Annotated in this window: 19 protein-coding genes; 16 read left to right on the plus strand and 3 right to left on the minus strand. The window is 32.9% G+C overall.

Features of this window, described 5'->3' with window-relative positions:
- The first annotated feature begins 83 nt into the window (after window positions 1-83).
- Window positions 84-953, plus strand: coding sequence for a stage II sporulation protein P (locus tag AC1VAQ_RS19310; protein WP_302599211.1), 870 nt, complete (start codon window positions 84-86; stop codon window positions 951-953).
- A 193-nt stretch (window positions 954-1,146) separates the two neighbouring features.
- Here the strand turns inward: AC1VAQ_RS19310 and AC1VAQ_RS19315 are convergent, their stop codons facing one another.
- Complete coding sequence (locus AC1VAQ_RS19315) at window positions 1,147-1,311, minus strand: hypothetical protein (protein ID WP_302599210.1); 165 nt, start codon at window positions 1,309-1,311, stop codon at window positions 1,147-1,149.
- A 373-nt stretch (window positions 1,312-1,684) separates the two neighbouring features.
- On the opposite strand from AC1VAQ_RS19315, the gene AC1VAQ_RS19320 reads away from it, so the two are divergent.
- The 4 genes from AC1VAQ_RS19320 to AC1VAQ_RS19335 all read left to right on the plus strand — a co-directional run bounded on the left by AC1VAQ_RS19320 (window position 1,685) and on the right by AC1VAQ_RS19335 (window position 3,091).
- Window positions 1,685-1,987, plus strand: coding sequence for a DUF2089 family protein (locus tag AC1VAQ_RS19320; RefSeq protein ID WP_302599206.1), 303 nt, complete (start codon window positions 1,685-1,687; stop codon window positions 1,985-1,987).
- Between the two features lies 1 nt (window position 1,988).
- The gene (locus AC1VAQ_RS19325) at window positions 1,989-2,387 is read left to right on the plus strand and encodes a hypothetical protein (RefSeq protein ID WP_479904418.1); all 399 of its coding nucleotides are present in this window, start codon (window positions 1,989-1,991) and stop codon (window positions 2,385-2,387) included.
- 226 nt (window positions 2,388-2,613) lie between these two features.
- The gene (locus AC1VAQ_RS19330) at window positions 2,614-2,748 is read left to right on the plus strand and encodes a hypothetical protein (protein ID WP_302599204.1); all 135 of its coding nucleotides are present in this window, start codon (window positions 2,614-2,616) and stop codon (window positions 2,746-2,748) included.
- A 10-nt stretch (window positions 2,749-2,758) separates the two neighbouring features.
- Entirely contained in the window at window positions 2,759-3,091 is a 333-nt protein-coding gene (locus AC1VAQ_RS19335; protein ID WP_302599203.1) for a hypothetical protein, read from the plus strand.
- A gap of 334 nt (window positions 3,092-3,425) precedes the next feature.
- On the opposite strand, the gene AC1VAQ_RS19340 is transcribed toward AC1VAQ_RS19335, so the two are convergent.
- Window positions 3,426-3,857, minus strand: coding sequence for a sigma factor-like helix-turn-helix DNA-binding protein (locus AC1VAQ_RS19340; protein ID WP_302599202.1), 432 nt, complete (start codon window positions 3,855-3,857; stop codon window positions 3,426-3,428).
- A gap of 129 nt (window positions 3,858-3,986) precedes the next feature.
- Between AC1VAQ_RS19340 and AC1VAQ_RS19345 the strand changes: the two genes are divergently transcribed.
- Both AC1VAQ_RS19345 and AC1VAQ_RS19350 read left to right on the plus strand, forming a co-directional pair.
- Window positions 3,987-5,675: a DUF927 domain-containing protein gene (locus tag AC1VAQ_RS19345; RefSeq protein WP_302599201.1), complete on the plus strand. Its 1,689-nt coding sequence runs from the start codon at window positions 3,987-3,989 to the stop codon at window positions 5,673-5,675.
- A 179-nt stretch (window positions 5,676-5,854) separates the two neighbouring features.
- A complete protein-coding gene (locus AC1VAQ_RS19350) occupies window positions 5,855-7,492 on the plus strand; it encodes a recombinase family protein (RefSeq protein WP_302599199.1) in 1,638 nt (545 codons plus the stop codon).
- A gap of 377 nt (window positions 7,493-7,869) precedes the next feature.
- On the opposite strand, the gene AC1VAQ_RS19355 is transcribed toward AC1VAQ_RS19350, so the two are convergent.
- Window positions 7,870-9,333 (minus strand): cellulose binding domain-containing protein, encoded by a 1,464-nt coding sequence (locus AC1VAQ_RS19355; protein ID WP_303243944.1) that lies wholly within the window; start codon window positions 9,331-9,333, stop codon window positions 7,870-7,872.
- A gap of 565 nt (window positions 9,334-9,898) precedes the next feature.
- Between AC1VAQ_RS19355 and AC1VAQ_RS19360 the strand changes: the two genes are divergently transcribed.
- The 9 genes from AC1VAQ_RS19360 (at window position 9,899) to AC1VAQ_RS19400 (ending at window position 16,940) form a co-directional block, all read left to right on the plus strand.
- Window positions 9,899-10,696 carry a hypothetical protein gene (locus AC1VAQ_RS19360; protein WP_303243945.1) on the plus strand — a complete coding sequence of 266 codons (798 nt, stop codon included), beginning with the start codon at window positions 9,899-9,901 and terminating at the stop codon, window positions 10,694-10,696.
- Window positions 10,697-10,727: 31 nt separating this feature from the next.
- Window positions 10,728-11,522 (plus strand): MerR family transcriptional regulator, encoded by a 795-nt coding sequence (locus tag AC1VAQ_RS19365; RefSeq protein WP_302599097.1) that lies wholly within the window; start codon window positions 10,728-10,730, stop codon window positions 11,520-11,522.
- 90 nt (window positions 11,523-11,612) lie between these two features.
- Window positions 11,613-11,942, plus strand: coding sequence for a DUF1540 domain-containing protein (locus tag AC1VAQ_RS19370; RefSeq protein ID WP_302599096.1), 330 nt, complete (start codon window positions 11,613-11,615; stop codon window positions 11,940-11,942).
- 301 nt (window positions 11,943-12,243) lie between these two features.
- Window positions 12,244-12,951, plus strand: a complete 708-nt coding sequence (locus tag AC1VAQ_RS19375; protein WP_302599095.1) for a response regulator transcription factor — start codon at window positions 12,244-12,246, stop codon at window positions 12,949-12,951.
- Window positions 12,941-13,987 carry a HAMP domain-containing sensor histidine kinase gene (locus tag AC1VAQ_RS19380; RefSeq protein WP_302599094.1) on the plus strand — a complete coding sequence of 349 codons (1,047 nt, stop codon included), beginning with the start codon at window positions 12,941-12,943 and terminating at the stop codon, window positions 13,985-13,987. Before AC1VAQ_RS19375 ends, AC1VAQ_RS19380 begins: the two co-directional genes overlap by 11 nt.
- Window positions 13,988-14,099: 112 nt before the next feature.
- Complete coding sequence (locus AC1VAQ_RS19385) at window positions 14,100-14,426, plus strand: hypothetical protein (RefSeq protein WP_302599093.1); 327 nt, start codon at window positions 14,100-14,102, stop codon at window positions 14,424-14,426.
- 212 nt (window positions 14,427-14,638) lie between these two features.
- Window positions 14,639-14,953, plus strand: a complete 315-nt coding sequence (locus tag AC1VAQ_RS19390) for a hypothetical protein (RefSeq protein WP_302599092.1) — start codon at window positions 14,639-14,641, stop codon at window positions 14,951-14,953.
- Between the two features lie 120 nt (window positions 14,954-15,073).
- Complete coding sequence (locus AC1VAQ_RS19395; protein WP_302599091.1) at window positions 15,074-15,757, plus strand: response regulator transcription factor; 684 nt, start codon at window positions 15,074-15,076, stop codon at window positions 15,755-15,757.
- Window positions 15,750-16,940 carry a sensor histidine kinase gene (locus AC1VAQ_RS19400; protein ID WP_479904419.1) on the plus strand — a complete coding sequence of 397 codons (1,191 nt, stop codon included), beginning with the start codon at window positions 15,750-15,752 and terminating at the stop codon, window positions 16,938-16,940. The genes AC1VAQ_RS19395 and AC1VAQ_RS19400 overlap by 8 nt, the downstream gene beginning before the upstream one ends.
- Window positions 16,941-17,017 lie beyond the last annotated feature (77 nt).

A 17,017-nucleotide genomic window follows, 5' to 3' on the forward strand; every position in this document is an offset into this window, starting at 1 on the left:
ACACAAAAAAATATCCCGTATTTATACGGGTTACGGCGTTTCGCAAACGCCTATAATATTTTTATATAGGGAGGAAAAATAAAATGAACCTAAAAAAGAAAGGGTGGATTACAGCCAGTTTAATATTATCTACATTAATTACCACATCTATTATAGGAGCAACTTATGCTAAAAATAATACTATTAATACAACATTTACAAATATTTTTGATGATAGCAATCTGAAAAGCAAATATGAGAATATCAACAAAGAATTCAATATTAACAAGCAAATTGATATTGAGGGTTTACTGGCAAATGATTTAAGCATAAAAAAGGATAATACCCAAGTTCTTATTATACATTCACATCCTAATGAAAAGTACGCTGTAGATTTAGAAGGGAATCAAGGTAGTGTTATTGATGTAGGAGATAAACTAGAAGAAATACTAGAAAGTAAATACAATGTATCAGTCATACATCTCAAGGATGATAATATAACGGAACCATCTAATATAACAGAAGCGTATAAAGTAGTAGGAGCAAGGGTTCAGAAAATACTTAAAGAAAATCCATCTATTGAAGTCATCATTGATATACATACAGATGGAGGTATAAAACCTACAGCAACAATGATAAGAAATAAATCTACAGCTAAGATTAATATTAATAATGGATTATGTATAGATACAGAAGTAGGTACTATTGGGAGTCTAAAAGAATATCCTAATCCATATATTTATCAGAACTTGAGCTTAAGTACTCAAATTAAAGTAAGAGGTGATGAAATGACTCCTAATTTAATAGAACCTATTACCTTGTTAAGTAATAGATATAGTTTATATATGTTACCTAAGTCTTTACTGATAGATGTAGGGAATAATATGGATACGCTTGAGACAGCAGAAAATGCAATCGAACCATTTGCGGAAATACTAGTAGATGTATTAAAGTTTAATAAGTCAGAGGAATAAGTTGTGGATGAGAGGTATTTGACGTTTTATAAATCAAAAAAATAAAGGGTTTATTTTTAAGGAAATATTGTTATAATATAAGTATAAAAAGAAATGCTCAGTAGCTACCAACTACTAAGCATTCCTAAAGTGAGACGTTTGTTTTATTTTAGGGCTATTGGATTATAAAAATAATATATTTAGAACACAGACACTACTTCTTGCCGGATGGAGTGTCTTTTTCATTTTTGGTTTCAAAACTTAGTTTGAAACCTTTTAGACTGCCTTCAAGGTTGAATTTATTAATATAAATGCCCTTAAGGACATAAACAATAGTAATAGTTAAAATAGCTAAAACTATGATTATCATTAGTATCATATCCAATACCACCCCCTTTGCACTATGATGAATAAATCACCAATAGCCCAAGGAGGAGAAAACGTTCAAAACCTCCGTAGCCATCCATCTACGGTTAATAAGTTTAAATACTGGAATAGTATACCATAATAAGTTAAATGATAATAGGAGTAGCTGTTATATTTTTACATATAGGTGTTATCACTTGCTAATGGAACGGTGAACCGTACTACTAGTGTCTACGGTTTTTAGAAGATTAATTTAAATAAGGAACAAAAATAGAGACCCAGAACTGAATTTAGTTCTGGGTTTAATATAATTAAATATAAAATCAATATTGACTTTAATTATGTTAAAGAATATACTTAGTATTATTAAAGTTTGGAGGATTAAGATGGCAATAGAGATAATCCCAGAATGGATGAGAAATCTAGAAGATGAGGATATAGCATTTATTAAAAAGTTTGTTTTAGCTTCGGGCTCTTTAAAGGAAGTAGCCAATCAATACGGTGTGACTTATCCAACAGTAAGATTGAGATTAGATAAGTTGATACAAAAAATTGAAATTAATGAGCAAGGTGCTAATGAACCATACATTGCATTGATTAAGCGTTTAGCTGTTAATGAAAAGCTAGATTTTGACACAGCTAAAATCTTGATTACAGAATATAAACGAATGAGGGGAGAGGAAAAATAAAATGAAGAGTAATATAACAATAACTCTATTATTATTACCATGTATAGGAATAGCATTACAAGTATATTTGTCAAAAAGAAAAAATAAGTGGTTAGGACTTATCTTGCCCGGTGTTTGTGTAATGTTTTCGCTCTTTGCAGTCTTAGGGATGGTAGCCTTTTCTAGTGTTACAACACAAGTAACAACAGTAACCGAGAATGGAGAAATTGTTGAGCAAATAGTAGATGAAGGGAAAAATGAACCATTAATGAGTACTTCAGCAATGATACTATCAGCTGGTACAACTTTTGTCATGTATAATATACCTACGTTAATTTTAATAGGTATTTACGTTGGATGTAGAGAAAAAAATAAAAAGAATTTACAATTAGAGAAGATGAACATACAAGATTTAGAATGACGATACGAATTAATCAAACCCTTAAATATATATTATATTTTTGAAATAACCTTTAGGAGCTAGTCTCTTAGAGGTTATTTTTATTTGCACAAAAGGAAGGGGGAGTAGCACATGCGATATCTTATAGCATTTGGAGCAGGGCTCATCATTACAACAGGATTTTGTTTCATCATCGCAGAGTAAGGAGTAGTAATAAAATCAATACGTGACAAAGGAGTAACTAGAGATGATAACATTTTTAACAGTAGCAACAGCTACTACATTAACTGAAGCATTTAGTGCAGGAGCAGTTTTAGGACTTGGAATCTTTTCAACTATTAAACATAAGAAGGCTCCACATTCTAAAATTAAAGTAAAGTGAGGTGGGACTAGTGATTGAATTAAAAACATTAAAGGATTGCATAAGCAAAAGAGCTGAAATCAATTTCTTACCACTACAGGTACAAGCGAAGATAACAGAAATACTTGAAATGTTAGATGAAGCATACGGTACTGGTGATTCAAGGATTTTTGAAGGAGGAAAGGTAATTGTACTGGAAGATGAGCAAGAAGCATTAAACATACATCAAAGGTACAATCTAAGGGACAATGAGTTTGTAGAGATTTTACAAGAAAATTACTTATTCATACTGATACCTTGGGGAACAGAGAACAACATCGCCATCATAAGTAAGGAAAAGTGGGTAAAGCAATTCATTAATTAATATTTACTAATAATAATTGAAAGCAAACAATAGCAATTAATAAGTGGGACATCCCCAAGGAATTCCCAAGAAAGGGGAAGTAATAGTGCTAAGAAAAACAACAAATATCTTTACTTCCCAATCGTCCCACTTAAAATAAATTCATAAACCTAAAAAGAAATTTGAAACATATCTAAATACATAAAATCTGTGTAAGAAAAAATTTTAAAGGGGAATAAGGGGAGATAACTTGAAAGACAGTAACACCAATAACTTGAGATGTCCCCTGTAAGGGGACTCTAAGTGGGAAGAAACATTAGAAAAATTGACTACTGATAAGGTGTACATACCATACTTAAATCATTTTTAATCCTCTTCGAATAGAAGACATTGAAATTCCCAATAAGTTAGGATATTTTTCAGGATAATCCTGTACATAACGATAAAGCACAGTAGGACTTGTTGAATGAATTTCATCGGAAAGTAATAAAATACTTTGAACAACATCAGCAGTTAATTTCCTCTTTGGGCGTCTATTAAGCTCATCAACAAGAGGTTGTACATAAGTCGGATAATACTGGTTAATGAGGTGTTCAGCATCATCGTAGTGAGAAATGTACTGATTAATGAGGGATTTAGCATTATCAGATAAATTTTTTTTAAAATAGGTGCAATAACGAGAAATGGTATTTTCGTGGACATCTAACTCTAAAGCAATTTGTTTTTGTGTTAAGCCTTGAAAATACTTAAGTTTAAGTAATTCTTTTACATCATCATGAGTTAACATAGTATGCCTCCTTTTTAGTAGCATACCACAAAATCACAATCTTAGTGAAAAAAGTATTGATGGAACATATATATATAGGACGCCTCATGAAAGTTCTATGAAAAATCATACTAAGTAGGAGGGTTACGCATGAGTAACGCAGTTAAACACAGATACGTGAATGTAGAAGAAAGAAATGATGCAATTTACATGTACGATTCAAATGATGAGAAGTACAGATATCTTTGTAGATACCTAAATGTTAATCAAGTGACAAAAGATATTTTAACAGGAGATGTCTCAGTTGAACTTAGCTATACTTATAAAGGTGATTACAAGACGATGATAGTTGAGAGAAGTGTCTTTACTAAAAATAGGTTGCTAAATGCATTACCAAGTAAAGGGGTAGATATTACAGAAAACAATGTGGGTAAAGTGCTTAACTATCTTCTTGCACAAGAAGAAGATGCACCACACATTAATTCCCATAAAAAATTGGGTTGGTCAGAAATAGATGGTGAAGAAGTCTACCTTCATCAACAAGTAATAGGTGGTACAATTGAGTCTACGTACAGGGGTGACTTAAATGTTGAACCTAAAGGGGCCTACAAAGAGTGGAAGAATGTTATTACAACACATGTTCTTGGCCATAAGTACTTGGAATTAGCTTTAGTGCTTGGATTTTCATCACCTATTGCTTCAAAGCTACGTAAGCTATTGGGGTTAGATGTACTATTTTTTCACATTTACGGAAGGTCTACAACAGGTAAAACGACAGCTCTTATTGTAGCAACCTCAGCATTTGGCTATCCAAGTAAAAATAATAAAGGACTGATAAAAACATGGTCAGCTACAGATAATGCTATTTTAGGTTACTTAACAGGGCTACATGGTATTCCAATGGCAATAGATGAAGCTTCCATGCGAAGTAATAAAGATTACACATCGATGATTTACCAACTAACAGATGGCTTAGATAAAGCAAGAGCACAAAAGGATGGTAGTGTAAGAGAACGCAAAGAATTCTCAGGTACATTACTGTCTACTGCTGAGAATTCCATGTTAAGTGGCAGTAGCCATAACAATGGCCTACGTGTTAGGTTAATTGAACTTGGACAGATGCAGTGGACAGAATCTGCTGACCAAGCTACATCAATAAAAGAAGGTCTATTAGCAAACTATGGTCAAGCTGGACAAAAGTTTGTAAAAGTATTTCAAAAGCTTACAGATGAACAAGTCATACAACTTTTCAACGACTCAAAAAAATACGTTAACGAACTCATCCCTAAAAGAGATGAGTTGACAGAACGCATTAGTGAAAAAATAGCAGTCATTCATATGACAGCAAGATTGGTAAGTAAAATTTTCAGTTTAAATCTAGAAGTAGCTGCAATTGTTGACATACTCATACAAGCAGATGCAAAGCAATTAGAGGAAAGAAATCTAGGTGAAAAGGCATATGAATGTATTAAGGAAGCAGTACTAAAAAATCTTAATAAATTCATTCATAAGCCACAATTAGAAAGTTTTAATGTCCAAAATAAACAGTACCAAGATAATGAAATTCCAAAAGGTGAAATCATTGGTAAGATAGAGATGGATAAGAAAAAAATGAAGCAAATACTCATTTTTAAGCATGAGTTAGAGAAGATATTTCATGAGCATCATTTTTCAGATGTGAACACTATCTTAGATACTTGGCGTAAAAGAGGTGTCATTGAGACTGACCCAGATGGTAAGTTTACGAGAAAACGAGTGCTTTATAAAGGAACTTCACAACGAGTAGTGGTCATTAACGTTGATAAAGAGTACGATCAATACAAACCTAAAACTGAATAATAAATGCAAAGAGTATGAGGGTTAGCAATAGCCCTCATTTTTGTGTTGAAAAATAAAGTTCTAATAAATTGTTTAGAGGAGATTTGAGATGAAAAAGGAACAAATGGCAGATTACCAAAGTATCTTAGATACATTAGCAACCATTATTGTGGAACACTTACAAAAAGGAGATGAACGAGATGATAAATAATACAGTACTAGAACAAAAGGTGGTTAGAGCAGTAGGTTACATCAGAGTTTCAACACAAGAACAGGCAGAAGAGGGATACTCATTAGAAGCTCAGCAAGACCTTATAAGAAAGCATTGTGAAAAGGAAGGAAAACACCTTGTGACTATCTACGCTGATAAAGGCATCAGTGGCAAATCAACCAAAGATAGAATTGCTTTAGAAGAGTTACTAGAAGAAAGTACACAAGGAGTCTTTGATGAAGTCATCGTTTGGAAAACAAGTAGATTAGCTAGAAATACCCTAGACTTACTTCAAATTACAAAGAAGTTAGAGGAAAACCAAGTAGAAGTGAAAAGCCTTTCAGAAAGCTATGATTTAGGAACATCACAAGGAAAGCTCATGATGGGTGTACTTGGTATCATAGCAGAATTTGAAAGAAACGTCATTGTGGATAATCTTAAAATAGGCATGAATGCTAGAGCAAGACAGGGGCTAAAAAATGGGGGGAAATTACTGGGATACAGATCGGAAGGAAGAGGGCGAGATAGTAAACTTGTGATTATCCCAGAAGAAGCACAACTTGTAAGGTTAATCTACAAAATGTATGCAGAAGGTAAAGGCTACAAAGCCATTACAACCTATATCAATAAGTTAGGTTACAAGACAGTAAGAGGTAATCCATTTAGTACTACTGGTGTTAAAGAGATACTGAAAAATCCAACGTACATTGGGAAAATTCGATACAATCGATACACAGACTACGCCAATAAGCGAAGAAAAGGGAGCAATGAGAACTATATCTTGGCAGATGGTAAACATGAACCAATCATTGATAATGATACATGGAATAAAGTACAGGCCATACAGGACAATAATAAGGGTAAATACATTCCAAAGTACAAAGGAGAGTTCCCACTTACAGGCATCTTGAGATGTCCAGCTTGTGGTAGTGGGATGGTAGCATCTACGACAGTGAATACATTAATAGATGGAACAAAAAAGACTCTCCGTTACTACACTTGTGGCAGACATAAGAGTCAAGGAGCATCCGTCTGTAAAGCCAATTCAGTAAGAGCTGACTACGCAGAAGAATATGTCATGACAAAGCTACAAGAAATCTTTCAAGACGAAACACATCTTACAGCACTTGTAGAGAAAATCAATACAGATAATGCCTCTAAAATACAACCTCTTAAAGACAAGGAAAGTAGCTTGATGAATCAGATTGAAACAAGTAAGGTACGAAAGAGTAGAGCTTTTGAATTGTACGAGGATGGCATTGTTGATAAAGTAACACTAAGTAGTCGAATTGACATCATAGACCAACAACTTAGCCAGCAACAAGAAGAACTCAAGCAGGTTCAAAAAGATTTAAGAGAAACATATGTTGGAAAAATACCATATGATGCAGTTCATCATGCACTCAAGGACTTAAATACCTTACTACAACAAGCAAAACCTGAACAACGTAAACTCTTTTTACAATTGGCAATTGAACATATTTCAGTTGAAGGTGGACGCATAAAGAAAATACACATACATTTTAATGAATCATTACAAAGTACCATCAATAGTCACTTAAATGAAACAGGAGAATCCTTAATCGAGGGTTCTCCAATATCTTTTGTTTTCAGAGTAGCAATTTGATTGTACAATGAAGATAATAACAAAAACCGTAGATAAATAAGTACGGTGAACCGTATCATAAGTAAATGATAGCTTAGAAGTAAGATTACAGAATACTGATTTTTCAATGAAATTGATAAGGAAAAAAGTAAAGAGTTTACTATAAAGATGCTAAGAATCTTGAATTAGGCCAGGATTACATTTGTCGTAAATCATATCCTAAGAATGAAATAAGTTGTAGATTAAAGGATCGCATAATGAGATTAGCTGAGTATGAAAAACTATATAATATATGTATATAAGAAGTTTATTAAAATAGGGCTATTGAATTGAATTTAAAATATAAGAAAAGACACTACTTCTTGTTGGATGTAGTGTCTTTTCCTATATTTTAAATTTTAGCGTAAACCACAGTTTAGATTTGTTAGATGAAGTTCGCCGTCATTAGAGATTTGTGCACCGAAAGTAATAGAACTATTAGGTGGAATAGTTGCATTGAAGTCTTGATTTTGTATAGTAATAACATTTTCTTGAGTTGTAAATTTGGCATTCCAAAGATTTGTAATCACTTCTTCTTCATCAAGAGTACAGTCTACAATCCAATTGGTAATAGGAAAGTCATTGTGATTAGTAAGTGTAAAATCAACATTTGAACCAGTATCATACTGGCCAGTTATATTAAAGGTTACCTCTAGGTTAGAAGCAATATGTTCTTTAATAACTTTAGTAAGCTCATCGCTAAGTGCTTTTTGGGTTTCTACTCTTGGATGTTCATAAATTTCATAAGGGGTATATTCATGGAAACGGTAATAAAATACGTTTGTATCCCCATTAGCATTTAAAGTTTCTACTGCAGATTTAATGGGTTCAGCAATACTAGGTGAATCATTAATGCTAGGTGGTGTAGTAACACAAAGGATTGTAGCAAGAGGATATTGACTACGAATCGTATTAATGAATTGTATATATTCAGTCTTGAAATCTCCTTGAATACCATATTTAATATCATTGCCACCTAGAGAAATAATCACATAATCAGCAGGGGTACTTTGACTAAAGTCCCAAATATAAGATTTATTATCAGGCCCTATTTTCCAATCTGTAGGTCCACCAGCTTGATTCCAAAGCATTTTCATATTAAGGCCAGGAATTGAGCTATTTGTAAGACCTACACCACCTTGAGAAATACAAGAATAATCAGCATTTAAATTTCTAGCTGTAATAGCAGGAAAGGCAAGATAGTTATTCCATGTAGAAAATTCACTAAAAGGTTCGCGTTCTAGCTTTAATGCTTTTAGCTCTTCATCGGTTTTATCAAGGTAGGTAGGTGCTTCAACAGCTGCACCAGATAAAATAGAATCCCCATAAAACTCTATTTTAAGTAAGTCTTCTTCCTCAGGTGATGCCAATTCTTTATACTTATCTAAAGAAATTCCCTTTAAAGTAATAGGTCCAGCATTACCATCTGAACGTTTAAAGATTTCTAGTGTATGTACCGTATCTTCTAATCCGTCTTCTAAAAGAATATAATCGGTAGATCTATCACATTTAATAGGTTCTAATTGTTTGCCATCAATAAATACATTAATATAATTGGCATCAGGGTAATCATTTGGCATATTTTCTAGATAAATTCCTACAGAAGTACCTTGGAAATTGGTTTTAATAGAAGTACCAGGCCAACAAATGGAGATGGCATCTTTACCTGTTTGATAAGAACGTCCAATATAATGAATACGAGAATCTGTCGCAGGGAAAATAGTATTTTCTGAAGTAGTGGCATAAAGTAAAGGATTAGTATTTAATAATGCAAAACTGGCAATAGGTAGTATGAATTTTAAAAATGATTTTTTAAGTAACATATATAACCTCCTAAATAAGTTTGATTATATTATATAAAATAATGGTGTCATAATAAGGGATTATGTTTAAGATGGGTTGTATAAGTGTATAACAGAAATAAATAAATGAATTTATAAGAAGCATTGAAAATAAAAAACTAAGATGTTATGTGATTAAGCATAATAGAAACTTGGTGAAGAAGGGTGACAACCTGCTAAGAGCTAGTGGAAATGGGATAGATTGATAACAAATGCTTTAAAATTTCTAATTATGAAGGGCAGGAGCAGCAAATTCCATACCAAAATTGGAAGAGGTAGAAGCTTAAGCCTTTAAACGTATACTATCTCATCTTTAAAAATAACCTTGATATTAAACATATGCATGAAGGCTAGAAGGTTAATAAGGAAAAGCAATAATATGAAACGATATGGGCAGACATCAATTGTAATGAGGTGAGCTGCTCTTTTGTTTTGCAATAAAGAAAAAACTTTCAATTGCTGTTGTTTGTAAATTATGGAAATGTTGCAATTGCTTTTGTAATAATGATAAGGGGACAGGAAAATATCATATAGATTGGAGAGAATAATGAAGTTAAAGAGAAAATGTGTGAGTATATTGGTAGCTATAAGTATAGCTGTAATGTCAGCTGGTTGTGAAAAAATCAATAATAGTAATGAGATAGAAAGTTATGCCGCTGAGGAAATAGAGTTTAATTATGATTCAGAAACGATATTATTAAAGCAGTATCCTACTTTTTCAAAGGGAACGTCTATAGAATTTACATATGATTTTGATTGCAAGGAATATGAAGAACTACTTAAGAAATACCCTATTGAAGAAATTGCTGGTGAAGGTAGTGAATTTGAAAGGGTATTACGTTTGACACATGAGTATTCGGGAAGACTGGCACATAAAAGTAATTATGATAATGCAATAGCAGAAAATGCACTTGCCCTACTAGAGCATAGTTTAGATCAACCAGACAATGGGATTAATTGTAGAGCAAAAGGTGAAATTTTAAATGAGATGTGTCTTGCACTTGGCATTTATTCAAGACGTGTAGCTATTAATCCATATTCTGCAATAGATAACGATAGCCATGTGGTAAATGAAATATTTGACACACAGAGAAATAAGTGGATTAAATATTTAGAGTTACTGCTGGCTGCTGCAAAGTCAAAATGGGATATAAGTGACTCTATGCTATATCAGCATATTAAGCAAAAGGATGGAGAAGAATCGTTTACAGAACATATGATAGGTGGGTTATTGGCAGGAATCCAAAATGATGATAGTTGTACGTTCTTAAAGACAGAGCCTAGGTTTTTAGAAATAGTTAATAAGTACAATTTCCTAAAACGTATTGACATTAACGTTACGTGAAACCTTATATTAATAGCAGGAGGTGTCTGGATTGGAATATACAATAAATAATCTCTCAAAATTAGCAGGAGTAAGTACAAGGACCCTTAGATATTATGATGAGATAGGACTTTTAAAACCTAAAAGAATAAGCACATCTGGATATAGGATATATGGGGAAGATGAGGTTAATTTACTTCAGCAAATATTATTTTATAAAGAACTTGATTTATCTCTAGAAAAAATAAGGTCCATAGTAAATAGTGAAGATTTTGATTGTGTAGCGGCACTATATGAGCATAAAAAAAATTTACTAGAAAGACAAAAGCAGATTGAGAAATTATTAAATAATGTAGATAAAACATTACTATCGTTAAAAGGAGAAGAGGAAATGTCCAATAGAGAAAAATTCGAAGGGTTCAAAAAAGATATTATACAGAATAATGAAGAGAAGTATGGGAAAGAAATAAGAAAAAAATACGGAGACGAGAAGGTAAATGAAAGTAATAAAAAGTTTGCTGGTTTAAGTGAAGAACAATATAAAGAAAGTGAAAGAATACGAATCGAAATTAATGAAAAATTATTAGAGGCTATGAAGACAAATGATCCATCAAGTGAATTAGCTATGGAAGTTGTAAGACTTCATAAAAAATGGTTAGAATACTTTGCAGCTTATGGACCTGAAGCTCATTTAGGCTTAGGACAAATGTATGTGGATGATTCAAGGTTTACCAAGTATTACGATGAAAATGTAAAACCAGGTGCTGCTAAATTTTTGAGTAGGTCTATAGGCGCATTCTATAATGCGGTATTTGATGAGAATACTTGGCAATGGGTGATTTTATAGGAGCTGAAGAAAAATTGCATACTTTGTGGTTATGTAACTCATAATAAACCTGTACGTATTAAAAACGCATAACACAAGGAGGAAAAATCCATGCCTAAGATAAGTTGTAGTGTAGGTTCTTGTTCTTATAATCAAGGTGGTATTTGTGATGCAAGTGTCTTGAAGATTGTAGGAGATAAAGCAAATATCACAGAGCAAACAAGTTGTAGTACTTATAACAATAATCAAGAAGTTAGTAATTCCTTAAATAATGAGGTTAAAAGAGGCGAAACAGAAACAATACTTTGTGAGGTAGAAACCTGTGTTTATCATAACCAAGATCACTGCAGACTAACTGATGGTATTGAAGTAGGTCAGTTAGGTGAAGTAGAAACTTATAGAGATACAGACTGTCTAAGTTTTGACCGTAAATCACTCTAAAGTATAGTGCATTAAAAAACTGTCATAGGACAGGCTTAGTAATGATTCGGTAAAATATAAGATGCAAACAGTAGTTGTAACTGGATTTATATTAGAATAAATATAAATTCAGCTACAGCTATTTTTTTATATCCATTGCATATGTGTTTACACTGCTTTTTAGTCGACTTAAAAAGGTATACATATGAAAAGATAGAAAAATTTATAGGATTTTATAAAAGAAATAAGTTAAACTAAGAGATGATAGAAAGATAGAAAGAAAGTAAGATAGAAAAAAGGGTAAAATTTTATAGGTGATAATATGAATAGTTTTCAATCAAAGGGTAAAATATTGGTGGCAGATGATAATGAAGAGATTAGAGAAATTCTTTCGATTCTTCTTGCTGGAGATGGCTATGAGGTGATTGGCGCTTCAGATGGAAAAGAAGCAGTTGAAAAGGCGGATGATACAATGGCGCTGATTATTTTGGATGTAAATATGCCAGAGAAGTCAGGGTTCCTAGCTTGTGCTGAGATTAGAAAGAAGACGCTTGCACCTATTTTATTCCTGACAGCAAGAACTCAGGAATCTGATAAAGCAATGGGATTCTCAGCAGGTGGTGACGATTATATATCCAAACCTTTTTCAAATGCAGAGCTATTACTACGTGTAAAGGCGCTGATTCGCAGAGCTTCCCAGTATAGTGGTTTCGCGGTAAAAAGAGCAGACACTGTTTTGCATATTCAGGACTTAGCATTGAATATAGATACTAAAACGTTAACCAAGGATGGCGAAATAATTTCGTTGACGTCTACTGAGTATGAAATTCTTGAGCTTCTAGCAAAGAATAGAAAAAAGATTTTTTCGATGGAAAACATTTATAATGCCATATGGGAAGATTCCTATATGGGTGCTTCAGATAATGCCATTATGGTGCATATCAAAAATTTAAGAAAAAAAATAGAAGTGAATCCAAGAACCCCACAATATATAAAAACAGCTTGGGGAAAGGGGTATTATGTTGATTAAAAAGGAGAAACCATCTAAGCTTTTACTGATTCTTTTTGAGTACTTTGGATTTGCAATTCTCTGCGGATTTGTAAGTGTTTTATTTTTTAGCTGGGCTGCCAAGGTTATTATAGAAAATTATATGAAGGAACTTGATGTCATTGTGGCAATTCAAACTGAATACTGGATTGCCATAGTCAATATAATAGCAGGTATATTAATTGCATTTTTTGTTTTAATTCTATTATTTCAACAAAAGTTTGCTTATATGGTTGAAATCAGTAAGGCCGTCAGCGAGATGGAAGCAGGTAATCTTTCAAAACGTATCTCAATTGTTGGGGATGATGAGCTGACGGATTTAGCAGTAAGAATTAATGCCCTAGCAGAAACAGTAGAGGAAGAAATCGCAGTTTCTGAACAAATGAAAGCAGAACGTTTTCAGTCCATAGCTTCTCTTTCTCATGATATTCGTACGCCGCTAACGGCTGTGATGAGTTATCTACAGTTTATTCGAGATGAGCAGTACAGTAATTCAAATCAGCTTAAATCATATGCTGAGAAGGCATATGAAAAGGCGTATCGTATTAAAGAGATGACAGATAGTTTATTTGAAAACTGTGTAAAGGATATAGAGGATAAGAAGCCGTTAGAAAAAGTGGATGGGAATAGCTTTCTAAAACAGGTGTTCTTTGATATAGAAGATTTTCTAGAGGAAGCTGGCTTTACGGTATGTATTGTACCTATACCAGAGGAACGCTTGTTTTTTATTGAGATTAACCGAGAAAGTATGGCAAGGATATTTGATAATATGATATCAAACATTGAAAAATATGCTGACCGCAGCCAGCCAATTAAAGTACATGCCACCTTTTCACAAGAGAATCTAATCATACAGCAAGAAAATATAGTAATCGAAGAATATCAGAAAGAATCTGTAGAAAGTCATCTTCTGGGGCTAAAAGGAGTCCATAAGATGTTAAAAGAAATGGGAGGAACTGTTTCTTGTGAGGAGCAAGGCGGTATATTTAGGCTGACTATGATGTTTCCAATTCATTAATCTACAGAATTCTTTAGAATTACCTCCTGAAAAAATACAGATTTACTTGATAAGATAAGTGCATAGTTAAGAAAAGACAAGTAGCGACTTAATATCAAGGAGGCGTAAATAAATGGCTTTAGGAGCATTATTTTTAGTATTTGCAGGAATGAGTATTCTTGCGATTATTGGGACAGTACTTTTATTTTGGGTAAAGAATAAGAATGCAGTAGATGTCATTATGGTTCTTATGACTGCCTACAGTTTAGTAATTGCATATTTAGGTGCTAGTGGGGAACCAACGAATTTCGTTATGCAACAGATTATGCATTGGATAATAGGGCTAGTTGCCATTATAGGAACAGGCCTTAGATTTACAACCAATAAGCAGTCTATTATAAGTAAAGTGCTTGTAGCAATTTCTGTTCTTGCTGGAATTTATACTACATTCTTAATGTAAGGCTAAAAATAGGGAGCATTGCAGTGTCGCAATGCTCCCTATTTTTTGTCTGCCTATTTTATGAGATTCTCTTAAATAAGGCAGGCGGACCAATTTAAGAGAGGAATTAAGTTTCCAGAGAGGTAATTAACGTTTATTTTACATTGCATTTGTTATTATAAGAATGTGCTTAGGACATAGCAAATTGATAATAAATAAAAGGAGAAGATAAAATGAAAAAATTACAAGTGGGAGCATTAACATTAGCAGCAGTTTTAGCAATTGGAGGAGGTAGTGTATTTGCAGCAGAGAAGATGGCTGCTAAAACTATTACAGTAGGTGATATTCAAATTACAAGTGAAGACGAAGCACTTTTAGAAGGTATTGAAAAGGGAGAGATTGAGGTAACAGTAGAGGATGAAGAAGTTAAAGGAATTGAAGGCATTACAATAGGCGATATTCAAATTATAAGTGAAGACGAGGCGCTTTTAGAAAGTATTGAAAACGGAGAGATCGAAGTAATAGTAGAAGACAATTCTTTAGTATAAAGGATAAGAACATATAAAAGAGAAGTAGTACTACAACCGAAATGCTAGTTATATTAATTATAAGAATGTAAAATAATTAATATAACTAGCGTTTTTGATGTAAAGATAAAGGAGCTTATGATGAGGTTATTGGTTATAGAAGATGAGATAGGAATATTAGAGGCACTTCGAAAGGGACTGCAGCGGGAAGGGTATGCGGTAGATATTGTATCAGATGGCTATGAAGCCATGGAATATTTAGAACTTAATACGTATGACTTAGTAGTGTTAGATATTAACTTACCTGGTATAGATGGTTTCTCTATTTTGCAAGAATTAAGAAAAAGGAATATGGATACACGGGTGATTATCGTATCAGCGAATAGAGAAATAGAGGACCGCGTTAGAGGATTAGACCTAGGTGCTAATGATTATCTAGTTAAGCCATTTGATTTTCAGGAATTAAAGGCAAGAATAAGAGGCTTATTACGAAGGAAGTTTGTTAGTGAGCCTAATAATCTTAAATATGATGGCATTGAAATAAATTTATCTAGTCATAAGGTAACGTATAACGGAGAAGAAATTCAGCTTACATTAAAAGAGTATGGAATTTTGAAGTACTTGATTCAAAATAAGGGAAGGGCAGTAAGCAGTGAAGAATTATTTGAACATGTTTGGGATGAACATTCAGATCCGTTTTCGAAAGTTATTAGGGTTCATATCTACTCACTTAGAAAGAAGCTCATTCATGCAACGGGGGAGAAGGAAATTATCACGACTCTAAAAGGTGTAGGCTATTTATTGAAAGGAGATAGCCATGAATAGATTACAACTTCCACTGAAATGGAGATTTACCTTACTAATGATTTTGCTTATGACATTAGCAGGCATTGCCCTAACAGTGGCGATTAATATAGATATTCAAAAGAACATTCCTATGACAATAGATACGATGGTAGGAAGAGAGGACGAGATTATTATTAGTTTTGATCCCGAAGCGATATTGACATTACAGGAACAGCCGCAAGATCCTAATCGTATGCCTATATCATCAAGTGAGTTTGAAATCATTATGACAGAAGCTGTATCAAATGTGTATACGACTTCAATTATCACTTTAATAGTAATTATTTGTTTAGGGGGGATTAGTGCCTACTTTCTTGTAAGTAAGGCATTAATGCCTATAAGGGAACTAAATGAAGATATAAAGAACATTAATGAAAATAATTTACTATCTACACTTGAAGTTAAAGGTGCAAAAGATGAAATCAAGGAATTAACTATTTCTTATAATCAAATGTTAGCTAAGTTAAATAATGCTTTTGTATCGCAAAAGAGATTTAATGCCAGCATTGCACATGAGATAAAGACCCCATTAGCTGTGATAAAGACGAACATTGATGTGCTTAATGAAGCAGATAATAAGACTTTAGAGATGTATCAAGAGACAATTGATATTGTTAAGGACTCTGTTAATAGATTAAATAATATGATTGAAGCGATGTTAGATTTAGTCAGACAAGAAAATGCACCTTTAGATGATGCAGTAGACTTAAATCAAATAATAGAGGATATACTAGAGGATTTAGAGTATATTGCAGCGACAAAGCAGGTTAGGTTAAATTATGAAGAACAATTAGATATACCAATTATAAAGGGAAATGAAATCTTAATTTACAGGGCCATTTATAATATTGTAGAGAATGGCATCAAATATAATGTTGAACTAGGAGAAGTTAATATCAGTGTATCTGTAAGTAAGGATTATATAAACGTTTACATTCAGGACACAGGAAAAGGGATGACGGTAGAGGCAGTTAAACATATTTTTGAACCCTTTTATAGAATTGACAAGTTTAATATTGATATAAGTAGCGGATTAGGTTTAGGACTTTGTTTAGCTCAATCTACAGTCGCAATTCATGGAGGAGAGATTAACGTAGAGAGTAGACTTAATGAAGGGACTACATTTACTATAAAATTACCTATATTAAAATACTCTAAATAAACATTATAACTTAAGTGGTAACATATATAGAGAAACCAACTAAAAACTTGAAATATACATGTAGGTAAATAGGTTTC

The sequence above is a fragment of the Cellulosilyticum sp. genome (assembly GCF_982396655.1).